Source organism: Burkholderia sp. AU38729, assembly GCF_020419725.1.
GTDB lineage: Bacteria > Pseudomonadota > Gammaproteobacteria > Burkholderiales > Burkholderiaceae > Burkholderia.
Window position 1 is genome coordinate 100,234 of sequence record NZ_JAIZQO010000015.1, and the last position, 24,382, is coordinate 124,615.

Genomic DNA, 24,382 nt, shown 5'->3' on the forward strand with positions numbered 1-24,382 from the left:
TCCCTCATCGATAACACGACGACACGCCGTCGCTGGTCAGCAACGTGCGGTACATCTCCGGGCGGCGATCGCGGAAAAAGCCCCACGATTGCCGGTCGGCGCGGATCGCGTCGAGATCGAACGTGTGCACGAGCACGGCTTCATCGGTGCGGTTCGCCTCGGCCCGCTTCTCGCCGGTGTGATCCGCGATGAAACTCGACCCGTAGAACACGCCGGTGAGCCCCTGCTGCGCCGGATTGCCGTTGCCGAAGCCCACTTCGCGGCCGATCCGGTTCGCGGCCACGACCGGCACCATGTTGGCGGCCGCGTGGCCCTGCATCGTGCGCTGCCAGTGGCCGGACGAATCGAACGCACTGCTGAACGGCTCCGAGCCGATGATGGTCGGAAAGCACAGGATCTCGGCGCCCATCAGCGCGAGGCTGCGCGCGGTCTCCGGGTACCACTGGTCCCAGCAGATGCCGATGCCGATCCGGCCGAAGCGCGTGTCCCACACCTTGAAGCCGGTGTCGCCCGGCGTGAAATAGAACTTCTCCGTATAACCCGGCCCGTCCGGGATATGCGTCTTGCGATAGACGCCGAGCACGCGACCATCCGCGTCCGCGACGGCGACCGAGTTGTACGCGGCATTGCCCGCGCGCTCGAAGAAGCCGATCGGCAGCACGATGCCGAGCTCGCCGGCCAGCGCCGCGAAACGGGCGATCTGTGCGTTGCCTTCGAACGGCTGCGCGAGTTCTAGATGACGCACGTTCTGGTCGAGGCAGAAGTACGGCATCGCGAACAGCTCCGGGCACAGCACGAGATTCGCGCCCTGTGCGGCGGCCGCGCGGATCAGGCGCTCCGCGGTGGCCATGTTGTCTTCGAGATTCCAGCTGCCCGACGCCATCTGGACGGCGGCGACGGTGATGTGTTTGGACGGCATTGCGATTGCTCCTCGGTCGAACCGGAAACCGCTGACGAAACGCCGCTCAGTGCGCGACGGACGGCTGCTGCTGCGTCGAACAGTGGATGCTGCCCCCGCCGATCGACAACGTCGGGATCGGCAGCATCTCCACGTTACGCCCGGGAAACGCGCGGCTGAATGCCTCGCGCGCCGCCTGATCCTGCTCGACGCCGAACGCGGACACGATCACCGCGCCGTTCACCAGAATGTAGTTCGCGTAGCAATCGCAGTAGCGCTCGGAGCCGAAGCGTTCGGTGACGATCGGCGACGGCAGGTCGAGCAGCTCGAAGCGACGCCCCGCCGCATCGGTCGCCCGCTCCAGCGCGCGACGGTTTTCCCGCATCACGTGAAAATAGTCGCCCTGCTCCGGCAGCGCGGTCTGGCACAGCATCCGGCCGGGTGCGATGAACGACGCGATGCCGTCCACGTGCCCGTTCGTCTCCACTTCATCGGGATTGCCCGGCAGCCAGATGATCTTCTCGACGCCCAGCATCCGGCGCAGCTCCGCCTCGATCTCCGCGCGGCTCAGGTGCGGATTGCGATTCGGATGCAGCAGGCAGCTCTCGGTGGTGACCAGCGTGCCCTGCCCGTCGACATAGAACGCGCCGCCCTCCAGCACCAGGTGCGAATTGAAGATCTCCGCGCCGGCCGCGCGGGCGATGTCCTGCCCGGCCTGCTGGCAGCCGTCGTACGGCTGGTATTTCTCGCCCCAGCAGTTGAAGCGGAACACGGCCGCGCCGAGCCTGCGCTGTTCGCTCACCAGGAAGACCGGCCCGCAGTCGCGCAGCCAGTTGTCCTCGGCCGCGACCGGCAGCACGTCGACGCTCGCGCCGACCATCTCGCGCGCGGCGTCGGCCTGGCTGTAGTGCGCGGCCACCACGCAGCGCTGGTAGCGGGCGATCGTCCGCGCAACCAGCGCGAATTCGCGGCACACCTGCGCATAGTGGCTCCCCCACAGATCCTCGCGATCGTGGAGAACCGGCCATCCGAGCCACGTGGCGTCCATGGATTCCCATTCCGCGGGCATCCGGTAACCGCGCTGGCGAGCATCAAAGCGACCCATCGTTCAGCCTCCGTTGTGATTGATGGCCGATTGTGCGTCAGGTTAAACTTGATGAATATTGATATTTATTGGCCAAATCAATCAATCTGCCTCATATCTCGATGCAACGCGTTCCGTCCCTTAAACTGCTGACCGGCTTCGAAGCCGCGGCCCGATTGGGTAATTTCTCGCGCGCGGCCGACGAGCTGCACCTGTCGCAATCGGCGATCAGCCATCAGATCCAGCAGCTCGAAGCGCAACTCGGGCAGCCGCTGTTCCGCCGGCGCGGCCGCGGCGTCGAACTGACCATCGCCGGCGAGGTCCTGCAGCGCAGCGTGCAGCGCGCGATGGACACGTTGCGCGGCGGCCTCGACCGCATCGCGACCTACCTGAACCCGGGGCTCGTCGTGCTCGTGTGTCCCGCGCCGTTGCTGCACGGTTGGCTGCAGCCGCGCCTCGAGCAGTTGCAGCAGGCGCTGCCCGACCTGTGCCCGCTGCTGTCGACCGACGAAACCGCGCGCTACGTCGACGAGATCGACGTCGACATGACGATCGGCACGCGGCCGATGCTGCAGCCCGGCCTGCTCGATATCCCGTTCATGCGCGACGAATGGGTGACGGTGTGCGCGACGCCGCTGGCGGAACAACTCGAACGCGTGCCGCGCGACGCGCACCCGCGGCACGCGGGCGTCATCTGTCTCGAAGCCAGCCTGACCGACGAGCGCCTGGCGACCGTATTCCGCGAGCGGCTGTCGGCGTTCCGGATGCATGCGATCTACGACGACCAGCGGCTCGTGCTGGACGCCGTGCTGCGCGGCCGCGGCATCGCGTGCCTGCCGCGCCTCGTCGCGCAGGCGGGCATCGACCAGCGCACGCTGACCGTGCTCGCCGATTACCCGCGCCTGCCCGGCACCACGTGGTGGCTATCGCGCATGGAAGGCCCGTCGCGCTCGCCGATCGTCGAGCGAATGTTCGAATGGCTGGTCGAGCAAGGCAGCCGGTCGAGCGCATCCGATCCGGCGCCCGACCACGCGACGCCTCCGCCCGCGTAATCGCACGCCGCAAAAAAAACGTCCCGCCGGATGGCGGGACGTCTGTCGACCTTCAAATGCACATGCGCAGCCGATCACGGCTCGTGACGCAGATACCCCTCCTTGCTCGGATCGCGCATCCGCCACGACACGAGCAGCGAAATCGCGCACAGCACGGTCACGTACCAGTAGAAGGTTTCCTCGCTGCCGATCGACTTGAACCACAGCGCGACGTACTCGGCGGAACCGCCGAAGATCGCGTTCGCGACCGCGTACGACAGGCCGACGCCCATCGCGCGCACTTCCGGCGGGAACATCTCGGCCTTGATCAGCCCGCTGATCGACGTGTAGAAGCTGACGATCGCGAGCGCGACGGTGATCAGCACGAATGCGGCCACAGGGCTCGTCACGTCCTTTAGCGCATGCATCAGCGGCACCGTGCCGATCACCGCGAACGAACCGAACAGGATCATCGACGTGCGGCGGCCGATCTTGTCGGACAGCGCGCCGAACACCGGCTGCATCAGCATGTAGACGAGCAGCGCGACGGTCATCACGTTGCTGGCCGTCTTCGCATGCATGCCGGCCGTGTTCACGAGGTACTTCTGCATGTACGTCGTGAACGTGTAGAAGATCAGCGAGCCGCCGGCCGTGAAGCCGACCACCGTGAAGAACGCGCCCTTGTGCTGCCACACGCCGCGGATCGTGCCCGCGTCTTTCTTGTCGCGCGATGCGGTCGTCGACGTCTCGTCGAGCGACTTGCGCAGGTACAGCGAGATCAGCGCGGCCGCCGCGCCGACCACGAACGGAATGCGCCAGCCCCACGCCTTCAGTTCATCGGCCGACAGCGTCTGCTGCAGGATCACGAGCACGAGCAGCGCGCACAGCTGGCCGCCGATCAGCGTCACGTACTGGAACGACGCGAAGAAGCCGCGACGGCCCTTCAGCGCCACCTCGCTCATGTAGGTCGCGCTCGTGCCGTATTCGCCGCCCACCGACAGCCCCTGGAACAGCCGCGCGACCAGCAGCAGCGCCGGCGCGAGTGCGCCGATCTGCGCATAGGTCGGCAGCACCGCGATCACGAGCGAGCCGCCGCACATCATCAGCACCGAGATCATCATCGCGTTGCGGCGGCCGTGGCGGTCGGCGATGCGGCCGAACAGCCAGCCGCCGATCGGACGCATCAGGAAGCCGGCCGCGAACACACCGGCCGTGTTCAGCAGCTGCGTCGTCGTGTTGCCGCTCGGGAAGAACGCCGGTGCGAAGTACAGCGCGCAGAACGAGTAGATGTAGAAGTCGAACCACTCGACGAGGTTGCCCGACGAGGCGCCGACGATGGCGAACACGCGCCGCCGGGTGTCATGCGCGGACAGCGCAGCTTGGTCGGTCTGGACGTCCATGGATGGGTCAGTTCCTTTTTAGTGCTTTCTGGGCGAGACGGCTGGGGGCCGCCGCGTGCGATCGTACGTGGCACCGGTTCCGGCGCACGGCGCTACGGGATTTTAGCGAAATGTAAAGTAACGGGCTCTCCGGGTTCGTCCGGATGTAGAAAATTTTTCTCCCACCACGCGTTCGTCATATGAAAACGCCAGCCGCAAGGCTGGCGTCCGATGCAAACATTCCGCAGGCAACACGTTCAGATCCGCACCTCCGGCGGCACGTAGCGGCACTCGTAGCGCTTGCGCACGGTGCCGGCCTCGTCGACGCTTTCCAGGAACACGTCGAATTGCCACAGCCGCGCCATGTGCTTGAGCACCTCGTCGCTGTCGTTCGACAGGTGGCGGTTGTCGGTCATGAAGTGGCGCAGCGTGAGACTGCGATCCCCGCGTGTATTCACCGCCCACACCTGGATGTTCGGCTCGCGGTGATGGATGTCGTACTGCCGCGACAGCGCCTGCCGCACGTACTGGTAGCCCGAATCGTCGTGGATCGCCGACACCTCGAGCGAATCGCGCATGTCGTCGTCGAGCACCGAGAAGAGCCGCATGTCGCGGATCAGGCTCGGCGACAGGTACTGCGCGATGAAGCTCTCGTCCTTGAAGTTGCGCATCGCGTAGTGCATCGCCGGCAGCCACGGGGTGCCCGCGATCTCCGGAAACCACTTGTAGTCCTCTTCCGTCGGCGCTTCGCAGATCCGCCGGATGTCGCTCATCATCGAGAAGCCGAGCGCATACGGGTTGATCCCGCTGTAGTACGGCTTCGTGACGGGCGGCTGGTAGACCACGTTGCTGTGCGAGTGCAGGAACTCCATCATGAAGCTGTCTTCCAGCTTCCCCTGGTTGTACAGCGTGTTCAGCAGCGTGTAGTGCCAGAACGTCGCCCAGCCTTCGTTCATCACCTGCGTCTGCCGCTGCGGGTAGAAATACTGGCCGATCTTGCGCACGATGCGGATCACTTCCCGCTCCCACGGTTCGAGCAGCGGCGCATTCTTCTCCGCGAAATACAGCAGGTTCTCCTGCGGCTCGGGCGGATAGCGGTCTTCCTGCTCTTCCATCAGCTCGGGCTTCTTGCCCGGCAGCGTGCGCCACAGTTCGTTCACCTGCGATTGCAGGTACGCCTCGCGCTCGCGCCGCAGCGCGGCTTCCTTCGACAGCGAAGGCTTCTGCGGCCGCTTGTAGCGGTCGACGCCGTAGTTCATCAGCGCATGGCACGAATCGAGCAGTTCCTCGACGCGATCGAGGCCGTAGCGCTCCTCGCATTCCGCGACGTAGTTCTTCGCGTACACGAGATAGTCGATGATCGCGTGCGCGTCGGTCCACAGCCGGAACAGGTAATTGCCCTTGAAGAACGAGTTGTGCCCGTACGCCGCGTGCGCGATGACGAGCGCCTGCATCGTCATCGTGTTCTCTTCCATCAGGTACGCGATGCACGGGTTCGAGTTGATGACGATTTCATATGCGAGCCCCATCTGGCCGCGACGGTAGCTCTTCTCGGTCGACAGGAAATGCTTGCCGAACGACCAGTGACGGTAGTTGACGGGCATCCCGACCGATGCATACGCGTCCATCATCTGCTCCGCGCTGATCAGTTCGAGCTGGATCGGGTAGATATCGAGCTCGTATTGTTCGGCAACCTGCGAGATGTGCGTGTCGTATTCCTCGAGCAGTTCGAACGTCCAGTCGGACGGGCACGGCAGCGGCTTGCGTTCGGCAACGTTCATACGCGCTTCCTTTCGCCCGGAGCCGGGCAAGTCGGCGGCCGGCGGCGGTGGTTCGGCCTGCCCGCGTTGCTGCGATGCGGCAGGGCCGGCCGTGTCGTCGCCGGAAGGGCGCGGCGCATAGCCGCGCGACTCGTTGTGCAGATGGCGGGTCGTCATGACATTTCCACCTGCTTTTCGAACAATTCGCGAAACACCGGGTAGATGTCGGCAGCCGATTCGACTTTTTTCATCGCGAGGTGCGGCTGAGACAAGGCCAGTTGCGCGTATTCCAGCCACAGGTTCTGCTCTTCCGGCGCGACCTGGATATACGCGAAGTAACGCGTCTTCGTGAGGATATCCTCTTCCAGGATTTTGCGACACTTGGGCGAATCGTCGGTCCAGTTGTCGCCGTCGGACGCCTGCGCGCCGTAGATGTTCCACTCGGTCGGCGAGTAGCGCTCGTTCATCACCTTGCGCATCAGCTCGAGCGCGCTCGACACCACCGTGCCGCCGCTCTCGGTCGAATGGAAGAAGGTGTCCTCGTCCACTTCCTCGGCTCGCGTGTGGTGACGGATGAACACGACCTCGATGCGCTCGTAGTTCCGCTTGAGGAACAGGTAAAGCAGGATGAAGAAGCGCTTCGACAGATCCTTGCGCTGCTCGTCCATCGAGCCCGACACGTCCATCAGGCAGAACATCACGGCCTGGCTCGACGGTTGCGGCTGCTTCACGCGGTTGATGTAGCGCAGGTCGAACGGATCGATGAACGGAATCCGCCAGATGCGCCCCTTCAGGTGATGGATCTCGGCCTCGAGCACCGCGATCTCCGCGCGCCGGTCTTCCGGATCGCGCTTCATCGCCTCGAGCTGCGCCTCGAGTTCGCGCAACTCGTTGACGAGCGGCGAGCCGAGCGCGATGCGACGCCCGAGCGCGCTGCGCAGCGAACGCACGACGTCGATGTTGTTCGGCGTGCCTTCCGCCGACCAGCCCGCGCGCACGTTCTTCCAGCTCGGCACCGTCAGCAGGTGCGTCTTCACGAGGCGCGGGAGTTCGAGATCGTCGAAGAAGTACTGCATGAACTCGTCGCGCGACAACTCGAACACGAAGTCGTCCTGCCCTTCGCCCTCGTTGCTCGCCTGACTGCCGCCCCCGCCGGAACCACCCTGCGGACGCGGGATCTTGTCGCCGCGCACGTAGTCCTCGTTGCCGGGGTGCACGTATTCACGACGTCCGCCAGGGGCGTGCCGAAAATTCGGCTCCGCGATGTCCTTGCGCGGGATCGTGATGCTTTGCGTGCTCTGGATATCCTTGATGCTACGGTCGCGCACCGCGTCGGACACGGCACGACGAATGTAGTTCTTGACGCGACGCAGAAAGCGTTCGCGGTTGGCGATACTCTTGTTCTTGCCGGCCAGCCTGCGGTCGATGATTTGATGAAGCACTCCCGGTCTCCCGCTCGAAAGTCGATATGCCGGGACGCTCGCCGCACATGCCGTCTCCCGTCATGCGGGCGGCGTCTCTGAAAACACCCGTACGGCGACGCCGTACGGGCGCGGTACCGCGCGTGTCATGACGACTTGCGCACGCGCAGGTACCAGTCGCAAAGCAGCCTCACCTGCTTCGGCGTATAGCCCTTCGCGACCATCCGGTTCACAAAGTCCTCATGCTTGCGCTGCTCCTCCGCCGAACCCTTGGCGTTGAACGAAATCACCGGCAACAGTTCCTCGGTGTTCGAGAACATCTTCTTCTCGATCACGACGCGCAACTTCTCGTAGCTCGTCCACACGGGGTTCTTGCCGGCATTCGCCGCCCGCGCACGCAACACGAAGTTCACGATCTCGTTGCGATAATCCTTAGGATTACTGATGCCGGCCGGCTTCTCGATCTTCTCCAGCTCCGCGTTCAGCGCGGCGCGGTCGAAGCTCTCGCCCGTGTCGTGATCGCGGAATTCCTGGTCCTGGATCCAGAAGTCCGCATACGTGACGTAGCGGTCGAAGATGTTCTGGCCGTACTCCGAATACGACTCGAGGTACGCCGTCTGGATCTCCTTGCCGATGAATTCCGCGTAGCGCGACGCGAGCACGTCCTTCACGAAGGACAGGTACTTCTGCTCGGTTTCCGGCGGGAACTGCTCGCGTTCGATCTGCTGTTCGAGCACGTACATCAGGTGCACGGGGTTGGCCGCCACCTCGCTCGAATCGAAGTTGAACACGCGCGACAGGATCTTGAACGCGAAGCGTGTCGACACGCCCGTCATCCCTTCGTCCACGCCCGCGTAGTCGCGGTATTCCTGGTACGACTTCGCCTTCGGATCGGTGTCCTTCAGGTTTTCGCCGTCATACACCTGCATCTTCGAGAACAGGCTCGAATTCTCCGGCTCGTGCAGGCGCGACAGCACCGAGAACTGCGACATCATCTTCAGCGTGCCCGGCGCGCACACGGCTTCGGCCAGCGACGAGTTCCGGATCAGCTTCTCGTAGATCTTGGTCTCTTCCGACACGCGCAGGCAGTACGGCACCTTCACGACGAAGATCCGGTCGAGCAGTGCCTCGTTGTTGCGGTTGTTGCGGAACGCCTTCCACTCCGACTCGTTCGAGTGCGCGAGGATGATCCCGTCGAACGGAATCGCGCCGAAGCCCTCGGTGCCCTTGAAGTTGCCTTCCTGCGTGGCGGTGAGCAGCGGGTGCAACACCTTGATCGGCGCCTTGAACATTTCGACGAACTCGAGCAGCCCCTGGTTCGCCAGGCACAGGCCGCCCGAGTAGCTGTACGCGTCGGCGTCGTCCTGCGCATACTGTTCGAGCTTGCGGATATCGACCTTGCCGACCAGCGACGAGATGTCCTGATTGTTCTCGTCACCCGGCTCCGTCTTCGCGATGCCGACCTGCCGCAGGATCGACGGATAACGGCGCACCACGCGGAACTGGCGGATGTCGCCGTTGTATTCGTGCAGCCGCTTGACGGCCCATGGACTCAGGATGTTCTTCAGGTAGCGGCGCGGAATGCCGTACTGTTCCTCGAGGATCGGGCCGTCTTCGTCGTAGTCGAACAGCCCGAGCGGCGATTCGTTGACGGGCGAACCCTTCAGCGAATAGAACGGCACGCGCTCCATCAGTTGCTTCAGACGCTCGGCGATCGACGACTTGCCGCCGCCCACCGGGCCAAGCAGATAGAGGATCTGCTTCTTCTCTTCGAGCCCTTGCGCAGCGTGTCGGAAGTAGGCGACCACCTGCTCGATCACCTCCTCCATTCCGTAGAACTCACGGAATGCGGGATAGACCTTGATGACCTTGTTCGCAAAGATCCGCGACAGGCGCGGGTCGTTGCGGGTATCGATGTGTTCAGGTTCCCCGATTGCTTCCAGCATGCGTTCACCAGCCGTCGCGTACGCGGATGGATCGTTCTTGCAGAGCGCGAGATACTCCTCCAGCGAGAGCTCTTCCTCTCGCGTTTTTTCGAAGCGGTTCGCGAAGCTGCTGTAAATATCCATGCTACCTCCCTCGCCTGAGTCTGAAGACGTGCCTGCCTTCGTACGACTGCGCAGAAGCAAGCGCGTTCGAATTCATCCTAAACCCTTTCTTATTTTTTTTCACGAACTCTTCGTATGAAGTTCGTCATTCTCGACAACACCGCTTGGACAACACATTTCGTCGTTTTACAATCGACCTCCCGAGCCGCAGAAACTGCATCCGTCGCGTCTCGTCGAACAACGGAACGTCTTGTGTGTTGGACACCTCCGACGTCGTCGCTTCTCCCCTTCATCCCTATACGTTCGAGCGGTCGTTTTCGACGACACGTTGCGCGCGCCGTTACAAATTTTTTTCGCAGCGCCCTTACGGAAATACCCGTACGACGGATGCGGGAACATGACGCACCACCTGTGCACGCATCCTTCGAGGCACGTTTCACCCGGCATGCGACGCGGCACGATCGTCATTCATGCCTGTCACATTTCTTCCGTCGCGGAAACGACGACGCCCGCATGTCGCGGGCGTCGTTCGTCACCAAATGGGGATAGATGCGCGGCGCGCGCGAATCAGAAGGTTTCCCAATCGTCCGCGTCGGCGGTAGCGGCCGCTTGCGCGGGTGCTGCAGAAGCAGCGACAGGCCGGCGTACCGGCGCCGGTGCGGCGACGCGTTTCGGGGGTGCGTCGCGCTCGTCGCGCGCGGCAGCCTGGACGGACACCGCCACCGTTGCGGCGGCCGCACGCGGCACGTGACGCACGGCAACCGGGGCCGCGACACCCGGGCGTGCCTCGTCTTCATTGAGCTGGAAGACCGCTGCCGTTTCACGCAGGCGCCCGGCCTGTTCGTCGAGCGATTGCGCGGCAGCCGCGGCTTCCTCGACGAGCGCCGCATTCTGCTGCGTGACCTCGTCCATCTGCGCGACCGCGCGCGCCACCTGGTCGATCCCGCCGCTCTGTTCCTCGGACGCCGCCGCGATCTCGCCCATGATGTCCGTCACGCGCTGCACCGCACTGATCACGTCGCTCATCGTGCGCCCCGCTTCGTCGACCAGCGTGGAACCCGACCGAATGCGCTCCACCGATGCGTCGATCAGCACCTTGATCTCCTTGGCCGCGGTCGACGAACGCTGGGCCAGGCTGCGCACTTCGCCCGCGACGACCGCGAAACCGCGGCCTTCCTCGCCTGCCCGCGCCGCCTCGACTGCGGCATTCAGCGCAAGAATGTTGGTCTGGAACGCGATTCCCTCGATGATCGCGATGATGTCGGCGATCTTCGCCGAGCTGTCGTTGATCTCGCCCATCGTGCCGACCACCTGGCCGACCACCGTATTGCCCTTGTTTGCGATCTCCGACGCGTTCGCGGCCAGCGAACTCGCCTGGCGTGCATTGTCCGCGTTCTGTTTCACGGTGCCGGTCAGCTGCTCCATGCTCGACGCGGTTTCCTGCAGCGCCGCGGCCTGTTCCTCGGTGCGCGACGACAGGTCGATGTTACCGGCCGCGATCTGGCGCGCCGCGGTCGCGATCGACTCGCTGCCGCCGCGCACGGTGCGCACCGTGTCGACGAGCCCGCGCTGCATCTTGCCGAGGCCTTCGAGAAGCTGGCCCATCTCGTCACGGCGATCCACGACGATCGGCCGGCGCAGGTCGCCGGCGGCAATCGCGTCGAAATGCGCGAGCGCGTCGGCAATCGGACGGCCGATCGCGCGGCTCAGCGTCAGCCACGACACCACCGCGGCGGCAAGGCCCGCCACCAGCGCGGCGATCGCCAACACGCGCACCGTGTCGAATGCCGATTCCGCACGGTCGAAGCCGGCTTGCGCATCGGTGAACTGGAAGTTGCGCAGCGCCTCGCTCGCCACCGAGAGGTCGTTGTAGCTCGCCTGGAGCTGCTTCGCGCCTTCGCCGATCCGGTCGGCCTGATTCGCTCCGATCACGCTTGCGAACGCGTCACACGCGTGCTGCAACGCCTGCCGCTTCGCGGCGACGTCCTGCGCGAGCCGGTCCTCCTCCGGACCGCGCGGCAACGCGAGGTATTTCTGCCACCATGTATCGGACTGCGCACGCATCGCGCGGCTTCGTTCGACAGCCGCCGCCGCGTCGGGCGTGCCGGCCAGCAACGCCCCACGGTCGAGCGCCAGGCGTTCGCGCGCGGCGTAGATCTCGGCCACCGAAACGTCGACCGCGCTGGGCATCTGGTTCGTGAAAACATCGCGCGTCGTGTCGTTTGCGCGCGTCATGCCGTACACGCCAAGCGCGCCGATCACCCCGAGGAGTACCGCCAGAAACGCCATCGTGAGACCGATGCGCGCACGAATCGTCAGGTTTTTGAACACCATCATCCTTCCTGTGTTGCGTCGTGATGGACGGGACAGCCCGTCGCTTCGAAGCATTGCTTCACTTGGTGCATTTACGACCATGCACCGCACAACTTGATGGTGTTTCCGCTATTTTTTCGAATTATTCGTCTGTTTATTACAAACAGCTAAATGAATAATGCGTGTTTCAGCGCACGTTGGAAGCCAGGGGATGAGCGGCGCTCCGCTGCCGGCGCGCGTCGCAGATAGGCGGCCGGCCGTCGTTTGCGACGAACCGGCCGCGATGCTTGATCAGGCCCTATTCGGCCAGTTCGGCCAGCGTGGGAATCGACGGCTGCGCGCCCGCTCGCGTGACCGACAGTGCCGCGGCGCGTTGCGCGAAGCGGATGGCCGTATCGACGTCCGCACCGGCCGCGAGCTGCGCGGAAAAGCCGCCGATGAAGGTATCGCCGGCCGCCGTCGTGTCGACGGCCTGCACGGCCGGCGCCGGATAATGCCGCGCCGCGCCATCAGCCGTCAGCGCCAGCACGCCGTGCGCGCCGAGCGTGACCAGCACGTTGCGCGCGCCGCCTGCCTGCAGCCTGCGCGCGGCGGCTTCCGCCTCCGCCGGGTCGCGCACCGGCAGCGCGGTCAGCGCGGCCGCCTCGACCTCGTTCGGGATCAGGTAATCGACGAGCGGCAGCCAGCCGTCCGGCAGCGGTGCGACGGCCGGGGCCGGATTGAGCACCACGGTGCGGCCGAGCCGCCGCCCGGCTGACAGCGCCGCGAACACCGCGTCCGGCGGCGTCTCGAGCTGGCAGATCAGCACGTCGGCCGACGCCAGTGCGGCCTCGTGCCGCGCGACCGTCTCGGTCGTGACCTCGCCATTGCCGCCCGCGACGATCACGATCGCGTTCTGGCTCGCATCGTCGACGACGATCAGCGCGACGCCGGTCGACGCCGACGCGCTCGTCGCGAGCCCCGCACAGTCGATCCCCTCGGCTTCGAGCCCCGCGCGCAGGGCCGCGCCGTGCGCATCCGCGCCGACGCAGCCGATCATCGCGACCTGCGCGCCGAGCCGGGCGGCCGCGACGGCCTGGTTGCCGCCCTTGCCGCCCGCCGCCTGCGCGAACGCATGACCGGCGAGCGTTTCGCCCGGCAGCGGCAGGCGCGGCGCGCGCACGACGAGATCCATGTTGAGGCTGCCGACCACCGTCACGCGGCCGGTGCCTGCCGTGGGCGCCGTCATGCGCGACCGCCGGAGGCCGGCGGCTCGCGGTAGACCGCCGTCGATTCGCGCAGCACGAGGCGCGGCGACACGACGCGGCGGCGGCTCGGCACGGCGGTCGAGCCGCCGCCGATGCGCTCGATCAGCGTCTGCGCGGCCATTTCGCCGAGCGCGCGCACCGACTGGCCGACCGTCGACAGGGCCGGATACGTGTAGCGGGAGAATTCGATGTCGTCGAACCCGATGATCGAACAGTCGTCGGGCACGCGCATGCCGCGCTCGGCCGCCGCGCGCAGCGCGCCGACGCCCATCAGGTCGTTGCCCGCGAAGATCGCGCTCGGCCGCACCGATTCGAACAGCCGCGACGCCGCGTGATAACCGCCGAGGCACGAGAAGTCGCTCTCCGCGATCGCGCCCGGCACGATGTCGACCCCGCGCTCGGCCATCGCGCGGATGAAGCCGTGCACGCGCATGGCGCTGACCGCCGTGTCGGTCGGCCCCGTGATGCAGCCGATCTTCGCGTGCCCGAGCTCGAGCAGGTGACGCGTCGCCAGGTACGCACCGCGCTCGTGGTCGATCTGCACGAGGTCGGCCGCGAGCCCCTCGATGTTGCGGTCGACGACGACGAGCGGCGCGTGGATATCCGCGAGTGTCTGCGCGAGCACCGCATCCTCGCCCGCCGATGCGACGATCAGCCCGTCGATACGCTTTTCCTGCAGCACGCGCAGGTAGTTGCGCTGCTTGACGGGATCGTCGTCCGAGTTGCAGAAGAACACGCAATAGCCATTGGCCGCGCACTGATCCTCGATCCCGCGCGCTAGCTCCGCGAAGTACGGATTCGTGCTGTTCGGCACGACAAGGCCGATGGTCGCCGTCGCACGCGCCTTCAGCGAGCGCGCCACGGCCGACGGCACGTAATTCAGCTCGCGGATTGCGCCCTCGACCTTCGCACGCACATCCGCGGACACCGGCCGCGAATTGTTCACCACGTGCGAGACGGTCGTAAACGACACGCCCGCCATGGCCGCCACATCCTTGATCGTCGCCATTTCCCGTTTCTCTCTGGTCTGTTCTGTCTGTCTTTCTACCGCACGCGGGTGCGCCGGCTGCGATACGTATCGAGCACGACCGCCACCACGATCACCGCGCCGGTGATGATCCGTTTCGTCGGCTCGTTCGCACCGATCTGCGCCAGCCCCGCGGCCAGCACGGAGATGATCAACACGCCAAAGAACGTGCTGATCACCGAGCCGCGCCCGCCCATCAGGCTCGTGCCGCCGATCACGACGGCGGCGATCACCTGCAGTTCGAGACCGACGCCCGCATTCGGGTCGGCGGCCTCGAGCCGCGAAATCTGGAACAACGACGCCAGCCCTGCGAGGGCGCCCATCAATGCGAATACGAGAATTTTATACGGCCTCGGGTTAACCCCTGCAAGTCGGACCGCTTCTTCGTTCGTGCCGATCCCGACGAGATAGCGTCCGAACACGGTGCGCGTCAGCACGAACTGGGCCGCGATCATCACCGCGACCGCGATCAGGAACGCCGGCGAGATGCCGAGCGCGATCGGGTTCGACAGGAAATCGAACGCGTCGCCGATATAGGCCGTGCGCGAATTCGTCAGCTGGTATGCGAGGCCGCGCGCGGCCTCCAGCACGCCGAGCGATACGATGAACGACGGGATCCGCCAGCCGACCGTGACCGCGCCGGTCAGCGCGCCCGTGACGGTCGCGACCGCAATGCCGATCAGCGCGGCCGGCAGCGGCCCCCACTGCCATTTCAGCGCGGCGACGCTGACCATCGACGCGGCGAGCGCGAGCACCGAGCCCACCGACAGGTCGATCCCGGCGATGATCAGCACGAAGGTCATCCCGACCGACATCACGACGAGATCGGGAATCTGGTTCGCGATCGTGCTGAACGTATCGTAGGTCAGGAAATGCGAGCTCAGCACCGAAAACAGCGCGATCATCGCGGCGAGCGCACCGGCGAGCCCGAGGTAGTTCGACAGGCCGAGCCGCGTGCCGGACAGCGTGCGCGCACGGCGCCCCGTCACGTCCTGCTGCGCGCCTGCATCGGTCGGGGTTACGGGAGGCTGGGTCATGGTCGTCCTGTATTCGAAGTACCGGGAGCAGCGCCTTGCGCGTGCCCCGCGTCCGGATGCTGCGCGCCGCCCGGCGGCGTGTCGCGGCCGAAGCCGGCGAACGCCGCGGCCAGCAGCGCATCCTGGGTCCAGTTGCCGCGCTCGAACACGGCGGTCATGCGCCCGGCCGACATCACGCCGATCCGGTCGCAGATCAGCATCAGCTCGCGCAGGTCGCTCGACACGACGACGAGCGCGCGGCCTTCGCGCGCGAGCGCGCCCATCAAAGTGTAGATCTCGAACTTTGCGCCGACGTCGATCCCGCGCGTCGGCTCGTCGAACAGCAGCACGCCCATGTCGCGTGCGAGCCAGCGGCCGATCACGACCTTCTGCTGGTTGCCGCCCGACAGTTCGCCGACCGCCTGCGTCGCGCCGTGCGCGCGGATCCGCAGCGCGTCGATCTGCTGCTCGGCGAGCGCCGTTTCGCGCGCGCCGTCGACGATCCCGCCGCGCGCGAGCCGGTCGAGCTGGCCGAGCGACACGTTCGCGGTGATCGACTGCGTCAGCAGCAGCCCTTCGCCCTTGCGATCCTCGGTGATCAGCGCGATGCCCTGCTTCACCGCCTCGACGGGCGAACCGATCCGCACCGGCTTCGGTGGCTGGCCGATCGCGATCGTCCCCGCGTCCGGCGCATCCGCGCCGTAGATCAGCCGCAGCAGCTCGGTACGTCCCGCACCGATCAACCCCGAGATGCCGAAGATCTCGCCCGCGCGCACCTCGAGCGACACGTCGCGCACCGCCGTCCCGCGGCTGAGGCCCGACACGACGAGCCGCGGCGCGCCGATATGACGCTCGCCGAGATCGATGTGCTCGCCGATCTCGCGCCCGACCATCAGCGTGACGAGCCCGTCGGACGTCGTCGCCGCCATGTCGCCCGCGTGGACGAGCCGGCCGTCGCGCAGCACCGCGACGCGCTCGGCGACCCGTGCGAGTTCCTCGAGCCGGTGCGAGATGTAGACGATCGCGACGCCGCGCGCCTTCAGCCGGTCGATCTGCTCGAACAGCAGCTCGACTTCACGCGCGGTCAGCATCGCGGTCGGTTCGTCGAGAATCAGCACACGGCAGTCGCCGATCAGGTTGCGTGCGATCTCGACCATCTGCTGGTGGCCGATGCCGAGCGCGCCGACCGGCGTATCGGGATCGACCGCGTCGAGCCCGACCTGCGCCATCGCGGCCCGCGCATCGTCGCGCAGCCGCGCGCGATCGATGATCCCGAAGCGCCGCGGCAGGCGGTTCAGGAACAGGTTTTCGGCGACCGTCAGTGTCGGCAGCAGGTTCAGCTCCTGCATCACCATGCGCACGCCGAGTGCCTCGGCCTGCGTCCGGCTCGCCGGCGCATACGGCGTGCCGCCGAGCTGCATCGTGCCGGCGGTCGGCTCGACGAGCCCGCCGATGATCTTCGACAGCGTGCTCTTGCCGGCGCCGTTCTCGCCCGTCAACGCAAGCGCGTGGCCCGCCTCGAGCGTCAGCGTGACGTCGGCGAGCACGGGTTCGGCATAGGTCTTGCCGATGCCGGAGACGGACAGCACGGGAGCGGCTGCGCGGGAGGGTTGGAAAGTCGGGTCCATCGCGATCCTGGTTGCGGCCGCGCGCACGCGGCGCGCGGGTGTGACGCTCACAAGTGCATGTGCATGCAGTGGCCGTGATCGCGCTCACCCCGGATAACGGCCGCCGCGCCCGATTCTTGAGGGCGGCGGCCGAATCGGGGCCGCGTCACTTCGTCACGAGATCCACCGGCGTCTCGACCACGCCCGACATGTCGGCCTGCTTGCGATGCTCGGCAATCGCCTTGAGCGCCGTGTCGATACCGAACACGGCCTGCTTCGCCGCGTACTGATCGGCGGTCGCGAGCACGCGGCCGTCCTTCAGCATCGGCTTGATCGCGTTGATGTTGTCGTAGCCGACCACGAGCACCTTGCCCTGCTTGCCGGCCGCGCGCACGGCCGACACGGCGCCGATCGCCATGTTGTCGTTGCCGCACAGCAGCGCCTTCAGGTTCGGGTATTCGTTGAGCATCGCGGCGGCGACCGCATTGCCCTTGTCGATCTCCCATTCGCCGGACTGCACCGACACGACCTTCATCCCGCCCGCCTTCATCGCGTCCTGGAAGCCGGCCGTGCGCTGCTGCGCATTGGTCGTCGTCGACACGCCTTCGACGATGCCGACCTGGTCGCCCGCCTTCAGCCGCTTCGCGAGGTAATCGCCGATCTTGCGCGCGCCCTTGCGGTTGTCCGGGCCGACGAACGGCACGTTCAGGTTCTTCGACTTCAGCACGTCGGGATCGAGCCGGTTGTCGATGTTCACGACGATGACGCCCGCGTCGACCGCCTTCTTCACGACCGGCACGAGCGCCTTCGAATCGGCCGGCGCGAGCACGATCGCGTCGACCTTCGACACGATCATCTGCTCGACGATGCGGATCTGGTTCGCGGTGTCGGTTTCGTCCTTGATGCCGTTGGTGATCAGGTCGAACTGGCCCGCGTTGTGTTTCTGGTATTCCTTCGCGCCCGTTTCCATCGTCAGGAAGAACTCGTTGGCGAGCGACTTCATCACGAGCGCGACCTTCGGCTTGGCTGCCGATTGCGCGTGGACGGCCGGTGCGGCGGCGACCGCGACGGCGGCGAGCGCGGCGGTCAGGAAGCGACGGCGAAAGCGAACATTCATACTCATCTCCTGGCGACTGGCCCCAAGGGCCGGACGATTATTTGACTGTTGTTTTAATGTGAGCAAACGTTTGCGCCACACTACCCGGGCAATGGCCATCGATGCTGCTGTCGGTACCACGGAATGGAAGCGAGGCAGACGGCCGACTGCCTGGCGCGCTGTCGTTTACGCGCCGCCGCCGGCGGGACGCCGGCGGAGTGAAGGCTATGCTGTACCGATTCGCGTCGGCGTGCAACCTGTCTGATCAATATTTAAGGGTTTATTCGGAGCGCGTGTCACGCCGGGCCCCGCGGCGCCGGTTCGTCTTCATCGGCCGACGGCGGCTCGCCGAAGCGGTTCGCATGCGGCGTGCCGGCGATGAAGCCGTTCATCACGAACAACGCGAGCGCGCCGACGATCGGCACGAACAGCAGCAGCATCCACCATCCCGACTTGTCGATGTCGTGCAGCCGCTTCACACCGACCGCAATCGACGACCACACCGCGACGACCGCGATGACGACGGCCACCAGCATCACCAGCGGCGGCAGATCGTCTTCCGGCGCACCGCGGGAACCCGCATCGAAAATCGCGCTGAGTACGGTGGAAACCAGCGCGTAGATCCACCACGGCAGGCGTCCGATCCGGCCTTCGAACGAAAAGAGAAGCCATTTCAGATTCATTGTTTACCTCTTCGTCACGCGTGTTGCGGGCTGCGCGGTTGGTCTCCAGGCGTGCCGGGACCGGCGATCCGCGTGCTTTGTTTCTTGAGGGCGGACGGGCTGCCGGCTTTGCTTTTCGCACTCCATTCCGGTGTTGCGCGTTGCGTCGCTGGTGCGATCCGGCCGCAGGATGGCGACCAACGGACGGCCCGAGCGCGCGTCACCCGGCATTCACGCGCATTGAATCACATTTGCCGGCCAATGGATCGCTCGATATGGCAGATGGCCGAACCCGACACGAGGCGTGCACGCGCACCCTCTTGTTCTTGTCGTTGGGTCGGCAAGCGAATACATGTCGTTCGCCGCGCGCGGCGAAGAATCGGACGGAAACCGCGATGGCGGTCGATGATACGGTGAGTCGAATCACCCAGGCAGCGGCATATCGCCTGCCGCTGCCCAATACATGACAATCCGCGCCGGTATGTCGCGCCATCCGCGGTGAGCGCGCGGATGACGCACGACGCGCTGCCGTCAAACGGATTCGCGCAACAGCCCCGCGATTTCCGCTTCGTTCAGATGCGGCGCGAACATCTCGATCAGCCGGTACGCATACGCGCGCAGGAACGCGCCCTTGCGCAGCCCGACCCGCGTCGTGCTCGCTTCGAACAGGTGCTGCGTATCGAGCGCGACGAGCCCCGTGTCGCGCTGCGGATCGTAGGCCATCGCCGCGACCACGCCGATCCCCATGCCGAGTTCGACATAGGTCTTGATCACGTCCGCGTCGATCGCGGTGAGCACGACGTCGGGCACGGCGCCCGCCTGCGTGAACGCCTGGTCGATGTGCGAGCGGCCCGTGAAGTCCTGGTCGTACGTGATGATCGGGTACTCGGCGATTTCCTCGAGCGTCAGGTTCTCGCGGCCGACGAGCGGATGGCCCTTCGGCACGACGACCGTGTGGTGCCACGAATAGCACGGGAACGTAACGATGTCCGGATAGCGGTCGAGCGCCTCGGTCGAGATGCCGAGATCGGCCTCGCCGTTCAGGATCATCTGCGCGATCTGCTGCGGGCTGCCCTGGCGCAGCGCGAGATGCACCTTCGGGAACACGTCGGTGAACTGGCGGATCACCTTCGGCAGCGCGTAGCGCGCCTGCGTGTGCGTCGTCGCGACGACAAGGTGGCCGCTGTCCTGGTCGGCGAACTGGCGCGCGACGCGGCGCAGGTTCTCGGCGTCGAGCAGCATCCGCTCGATCAGCTGGTGCACGGCCTTGCCGGGCTCCGTGAGCCCCGTCAGCCGCTTGCCGCGCCGGATGAAGATGTCGACGCCCAGCTCATCCTCGAGATCCTTGATCTGCTTCGACACGCCCGACTGCGACGTGTACAGCACGTTCGCGACTTCCGTCAGGTTCATGTTCTGGCGCACCGCTTCGCGCACGAACCGCAATTGCTGAAAATTCATGGGTATGCCTCTTAGGCTGTCGTTGTTTGATTGTCGATTCCGAGCGTATCCCGCCCCCTGCCCTGCATTTTCTCGTCAACGCGCGGGAAACACACGCACCGCGCGCGGCACCGCCGTCGCCCCGTCGCCGACCTGCAGCGACAGCGCCCGCCATGCATCACGATCGAGTTCGGCCTCGAGCGCGCCGCCCGCGCGCGCCTCGAGCTCCACGCGCACCGAGCCGCCCAGCGGGATCACGCGGCGCACGTCCACCGCGATGCCGTCGCGGTGCCCTGCTTCGCCAACCGGCCACAGCTGCAGGTCGTGCGGGCGCACATAGGCGTTCGCGGGGCCGGCGAAATCGGCGTCGACCTCGATCGGCGCGGCCGCCCCCTCGGCGACGAAGCCGCGCCCGGCGACCGTGCCCGGCAGCCGGTTGGCCGCGCCGAGGAACTCGTAGACGAATGCGCTCTGCGGATGATCGTAGACGTCCTGCGGGCTGCCGACCTGCTCGACGTGGCCGCGATTCAGCACGACGATGCGGTCCGCGACTTCCAGCGCCTCCTCCTGGTCGTGCGTGACGAAGATCGTCGAGATGTGCAGGTCGTCGTGCAGACGACGCAGCCAGCCGCGCAGCTCCTTGCGGACCTTCGCGTCGAGCGCGCCGAACGGCTCGTCGAGCAGCAGCACCTTCGGCTCGACCGCGAGCGCCCGGGCCAGCGCGATACGCTGGCGCTGGCCGCCCGACAGCTCGGACGGATAGCGCTGCGCGAGCCAGTCGAGCTGCACGAGCTTCAGCAGTTCGTGCACCTTCTCGCGGATCGCGGCTTCCGACGGCCGCTCGCGGCGCGGCTTCACGCGCAGCCCGAACGCAACGTTCTCGAACACGGTCATGTGGCGGAACAGCGCGTAGTGCTGGAACACGAAACCGACCTGGCGGTCGCGTGCGCCGACCGACGCGACGTCGAGCCCCTGCAGCACCACCTGGCCGGCATCCGCGTGCTCGAGGCCCGCGATCACGCGCAGCAGCGTGGTCTTGCCGCAGCCGGACGGCCCGAGCAGCGCGACCAGCTCGCCGGGCGGGAAGTCGAGCGATACGTTGTCGAGCGCCGTGAAATCGCCGAAGCGCTTCTGAAGGTTACGGACGGTGATACCCATTCTGGTTGCCTCTTTACGATTTCGACGAAACGGCGCCGACGGGGCCGGCATGTGCGGGAACGGCGTCGTGCGCGTCGGCCAGTTCGGCCGCAAGATGACGCTCGGCGATCAGCTTCAGCGCGAGCGTGACGAGCGCGAGCAGCGCCAGCACCGACGCCACCGCGAACGCCGCCGCGAAGTTGTATTCGTTGTACAGGATCTCCACGTGCAGCGGCATCGTGTCGGTCACGCCGCGGATGTGGCCGGACACGACCGACACCGCGCCGAACTCGCCCATCGCGCGCGCATTGCACAGGATCACGCCGTACAACAGGCCCCACCTCACGTTCGGCAGCGTCACGCGGCGGAAGATCTGCCAGCCCGACGCGCCGAGCACGCGCGCGGCTTCTTCCTCGTCGGTGCCTTGCGCCTGCATCAGCGGAATCAGCTCGCGCGCGACGAACGGGAACGTGACGAAGATCGTCGCGAGCACGATGCCCGGCACCGCGAAGATGATCTGCACGTCGTGATCCTGCAGCCACGGCCCGAACCAGCCCTGTGCGCCGAACAGCAGCACGTACACGAGGCCCGAGATCACCGGCGACACCGAGAACGGCAGGTCGATCAGCGTCGTCAGCAGCGCCTTGCCGCGGAATTCGAACTTCGCGATCGCCCACGATGCGCACACGCCGAACACGAGATTCAGCGGCACCGCGATCACGGCGACGGTCAGTGTCAGCTTGATCGCCGACCACGCATCGGGATCGGCCAGCGATTCGAAATAGAAGCCGACGCCCTTGCGCAGCGCCTCGACGAACACCGCGGCGAGCGGCACGACGAGGAAAAACGCGAGGAACGCCAGCGCGATGCCCGTGAGCAGCCAGCGCACGACGCGCGACTCGCTGACGGGGTCGAGCCGCTTCGTGGCACGCGCGGCCGGCGACGGGGTTTTCAGCACGACGGTGGCCTCCTGGCTCATTGCTGGCCTCCTGCTGCTGCGGCGGCGGTGACGGTGGCGGGCGCCGGGCCGCTCGCGCCCTTGCTCGTACGGCGCTGCAGATACCACTGCAGCGTGTTGATCAGCAGCAGCATCAGGAACGACACGACCAGCATCACGACCGCCAGCGCGGTCGCGCCCGCGTAGTCGTACTGCTCGAGCTTGGTGATGATGAGCAGCGACGTGATCTCGGATTTCATCGGCACGTTGCCGGCGATGAAGATCACCGAGCCGTATTCGCCGAGCGCGCGTGCAAACGCGAGCGCGAAACCGGTGAGAAGCGCCGGCAGCACGGCCGGCAGCACGACGCGGCGGAACGTCAGCCAGCGCGACGCGCCGAGGCACGCGGCGGCCTCCTCCTGCTCGCGCTCGAAATCCTCGAGCACCGGCTGCACCGTGCGCACGACGAACGGCAGCCCGATGAAGGTCAGCGCGACCAGCACGCCGGCCGGCGTGAACGCGATCTTGATGCCGAGCGGCGCGAGATACTGGCCGACCCAGCCGTTGGTCGCGTAAACGGCCGCGAGCGAAATGCCGGCGACCGACGTCGGGAGTGCAAACGGCAGGTCGACGACCGCATCGACGAGCCGCTTGAACGGGAACGTGTAACGCACGAGCACCCACGCGACGAGGAAACCGAACACGGCATTGATCAGCGCGCCGCCGAGCGCGGCCGAGAACGTCAGCCGATACGACGCGAGCACGCGCGGCGACGTGACGGCGGTGACGAACTGGTCCCACGACAGCGTCGCGGTCTTCAGGAACGTGGCGGCGAGCGGTATCAGCACCACGAGGCTCAAATAGGCCACCGTGATGCCTAGCGTCACGCCGAAACCGGGCAGCGCGCTCGGCTTGCGAAAGGTGTACGTCGTCATCGGATGCTCTTGCTGGGTCGATGCTGCTCATGGGTCCGACGCAAACGCCGGCGCAGTGAATCGCGCCGGCGGCCCCGTCGGGGATGCGGCGCGCTATCGTGGCGCGCCGCCGTTGTTATGGCGTTACTGCGGCTTGTAGATCGAATCGAACACGCCGCCGTCCGCGAAATGCGTCTTCTGCGCATTCGTCCAGCCGCCGAAGGTATCGTCGACCGTGTACAGCTTCAGCTTCGGGAACTGCTTCGTCAGCTCCGCCGGCACGTTCTTCGAACGCGGCCGGTAGTAGTTGCGTGCCGCGATCTCCTGGCCCTGCGGGCTGTACAGGAAGTTCAGGTACGCCTCGGCCAGCTTGCGCGTGCCCTTCTTGTCGACCACCTTGTCGACCACCGCGACGGGCGGCTCGGCCAGGATGCTCACCGACGGCACGACGATCTCGAACTTGTCGGTGCCAAACTCCTTGACCGACAGGAATGCCTCGTTTTCCCATGCGATCAGCACGTCGCCGATCCCGCGCTGCACGAAGCTCGTGGTCGCGCCGCGCGCGCCCGAATCGAGCACGCCTGCGTTCTTGTAGAGCTTCGTGATGAATTCCTTCGCCGTCTGCTCGTTGCCGCCCGGCTTGTGCAGCGCGTACGCCCACGCGGCCAGGTAGTTCCAGCGCGCGCCGCCCGACGTCTTCGGGTTCGGCGTGACGATCGAGATGCCCGGCTTGGTCAGGTCGTCCCAGTCCTTGATCCCCTTCGGATTGCCCTTGCGCACCAGGAACACGATCGTCGACGTGTACGGCGACGCGTTGTCGGGCAGACGCTTCTGCCAGTCCTTGTTGACGAGCCCCTTGTTCGCGAGGGCGTCGATGTCGTACGCGAGCGCCAGCGTGACGACGTCGGCCTGCAGGCCGTCGAGCACCGAGCGCGCCTGCGCGCCCGAGCCGCCGTGCGACTGCTTGAAGTTGACGGTCTCGCCCGTCTTCGCCTTCCACTCCTTGCCGAATGCCTGGTTGAAGTCCTGATACAGCTCGCGCGTCGGGTCGTACGACACGTTCAGGAAGGTCGTATCGGCCTGTGCGTGCGTCGCGACGCCCAGCGCCGCCGCCGCGCCCAGCGCGAGTGTTGCGATCAGGCGGCCCACTCCGCCCACCAGCCCCGTATTGCGCTTGCCCATCCTTGGTTCTCCAGTGTTGTCGGTATTGCGATGTCGGGCCAGTCTAACGAACGGGTTACATGATTAAAAATAATCGTTCCTTATTTTTTAATACTCAAAAGTGCTAACGCAGACGGGATGGACGGTTGCGACGGATGAACCGACGTCCGGGCGTCGTGAAATCGCGTCGGAACCGGCGTGATCGCG

At 66.0% G+C, this 24,382-nt stretch carries 19 protein-coding genes; 1 reads left to right on the forward strand and 18 read right to left on the reverse strand.

The annotated features are described in order from the left end of the window. Positions 1-4 precede the first annotated feature (4 nt). Together aguB and LGM56_RS32020 are read right to left on the reverse strand one after the other, a co-directional pair. A complete protein-coding gene (gene aguB, locus LGM56_RS32015) occupies positions 5-919 on the reverse strand; it encodes an N-carbamoylputrescine amidase (protein ID WP_089494798.1) in 915 nt (304 codons plus the stop codon). 46 nt (positions 920-965) lie between these two features. Beyond that, a complete protein-coding gene (locus tag LGM56_RS32020; RefSeq protein WP_226207768.1) occupies positions 966-2,003 on the reverse strand; it encodes an agmatine/peptidylarginine deiminase in 1,038 nt (345 codons plus the stop codon). Between the two features lie 101 nt (positions 2,004-2,104). Here LGM56_RS32020 and LGM56_RS32025 point away from each other — a divergent pair, with 101 nt between their 5' ends. Beyond that, a complete protein-coding gene (locus LGM56_RS32025) occupies positions 2,105-3,034 on the forward strand; it encodes a LysR family transcriptional regulator (RefSeq protein WP_089495286.1) in 930 nt (309 codons plus the stop codon). A 74-nt stretch (positions 3,035-3,108) separates the two neighbouring features. On the opposite strand, the gene LGM56_RS32030 is transcribed toward LGM56_RS32025, so the two are convergent. The 16 genes from LGM56_RS32030 to LGM56_RS32105 form a co-directional block, all read right to left on the reverse strand. Beyond that, positions 3,109-4,413, reverse strand: a complete 1,305-nt coding sequence (locus LGM56_RS32030) for an MFS family transporter (protein ID WP_089494796.1) — start codon at positions 4,411-4,413, stop codon at positions 3,109-3,111. A 236-nt stretch (positions 4,414-4,649) separates the two neighbouring features. Further along, complete coding sequence (locus LGM56_RS32035) at positions 4,650-6,329, reverse strand: SpoVR family protein (protein ID WP_089425356.1); 1,680 nt, start codon at positions 6,327-6,329, stop codon at positions 4,650-4,652. Beyond that, entirely contained in the window at positions 6,326-7,594 is a 1,269-nt protein-coding gene (locus tag LGM56_RS32040; RefSeq protein WP_089456163.1) for a YeaH/YhbH family protein, read from the reverse strand. The genes LGM56_RS32035 and LGM56_RS32040 overlap by 4 nt, the downstream gene beginning before the upstream one ends. A 125-nt stretch (positions 7,595-7,719) precedes the next feature. After that, positions 7,720-9,642, reverse strand: a complete 1,923-nt coding sequence (locus LGM56_RS32045) for a PrkA family serine protein kinase (protein WP_011351905.1) — start codon at positions 9,640-9,642, stop codon at positions 7,720-7,722. 546 nt (positions 9,643-10,188) lie between these two features. Continuing rightward, positions 10,189-11,955, reverse strand: coding sequence for a methyl-accepting chemotaxis protein (locus LGM56_RS32050; RefSeq protein WP_226207769.1), 1,767 nt, complete (start codon positions 11,953-11,955; stop codon positions 10,189-10,191). A 277-nt stretch (positions 11,956-12,232) separates the two neighbouring features. Next, a complete protein-coding gene (gene rbsK / locus LGM56_RS32055) occupies positions 12,233-13,162 on the reverse strand; it encodes a ribokinase (protein WP_226207770.1) in 930 nt (309 codons plus the stop codon). Continuing rightward, positions 13,159-14,190, reverse strand: coding sequence for a LacI family DNA-binding transcriptional regulator (locus LGM56_RS32060; protein WP_039358736.1), 1,032 nt, complete (start codon positions 14,188-14,190; stop codon positions 13,159-13,161). The genes rbsK and LGM56_RS32060 overlap by 4 nt, the downstream gene beginning before the upstream one ends. Positions 14,191-14,225: 35 nt before the next feature. After that, positions 14,226-15,245: an ABC transporter permease gene (locus tag LGM56_RS32065; RefSeq protein WP_046545645.1), complete on the reverse strand. Its 1,020-nt coding sequence runs from the start codon at positions 15,243-15,245 to the stop codon at positions 14,226-14,228. Next, positions 15,242-16,852: a sugar ABC transporter ATP-binding protein gene (locus tag LGM56_RS32070; RefSeq protein WP_089494792.1), complete on the reverse strand. Its 1,611-nt coding sequence runs from the start codon at positions 16,850-16,852 to the stop codon at positions 15,242-15,244. Before LGM56_RS32070 ends, LGM56_RS32065 begins: the two co-directional genes overlap by 4 nt. 145 nt (positions 16,853-16,997) lie before the next feature. Further along, positions 16,998-17,948, reverse strand: a complete 951-nt coding sequence (locus LGM56_RS32075; protein ID WP_089494791.1) for a sugar ABC transporter substrate-binding protein — start codon at positions 17,946-17,948, stop codon at positions 16,998-17,000. A gap of 275 nt (positions 17,949-18,223) precedes the next feature. Beyond that, positions 18,224-18,610: a DUF805 domain-containing protein gene (locus LGM56_RS32080; RefSeq protein WP_089494790.1), complete on the reverse strand. Its 387-nt coding sequence runs from the start codon at positions 18,608-18,610 to the stop codon at positions 18,224-18,226. Between the two features lie 510 nt (positions 18,611-19,120). Further along, positions 19,121-20,047: a CysB family HTH-type transcriptional regulator gene (locus LGM56_RS32085; protein WP_226207771.1), complete on the reverse strand. Its 927-nt coding sequence runs from the start codon at positions 20,045-20,047 to the stop codon at positions 19,121-19,123. A gap of 75 nt (positions 20,048-20,122) precedes the next feature. Continuing rightward, the gene (locus LGM56_RS32090; RefSeq protein WP_089431032.1) at positions 20,123-21,184 is read right to left on the reverse strand and encodes a sulfate/molybdate ABC transporter ATP-binding protein; all 1,062 of its coding nucleotides are present in this window, start codon (positions 21,182-21,184) and stop codon (positions 20,123-20,125) included. A 13-nt stretch (positions 21,185-21,197) separates the two neighbouring features. Continuing rightward, entirely contained in the window at positions 21,198-22,142 is a 945-nt protein-coding gene (cysW, locus tag LGM56_RS32095; RefSeq protein ID WP_089425349.1) for a sulfate ABC transporter permease subunit CysW, read from the reverse strand. Further along, positions 22,139-23,035: a sulfate ABC transporter permease subunit CysT gene (gene cysT / locus LGM56_RS32100; protein WP_226207772.1), complete on the reverse strand. Its 897-nt coding sequence runs from the start codon at positions 23,033-23,035 to the stop codon at positions 22,139-22,141. Before cysT ends, cysW begins: the two co-directional genes overlap by 4 nt. A 123-nt stretch (positions 23,036-23,158) precedes the next feature. Further along, positions 23,159-24,196: a sulfate ABC transporter substrate-binding protein gene (locus LGM56_RS32105; RefSeq protein ID WP_089440023.1), complete on the reverse strand. Its 1,038-nt coding sequence runs from the start codon at positions 24,194-24,196 to the stop codon at positions 23,159-23,161. Between the last annotated feature and the right edge of the window lie 186 nt (positions 24,197-24,382).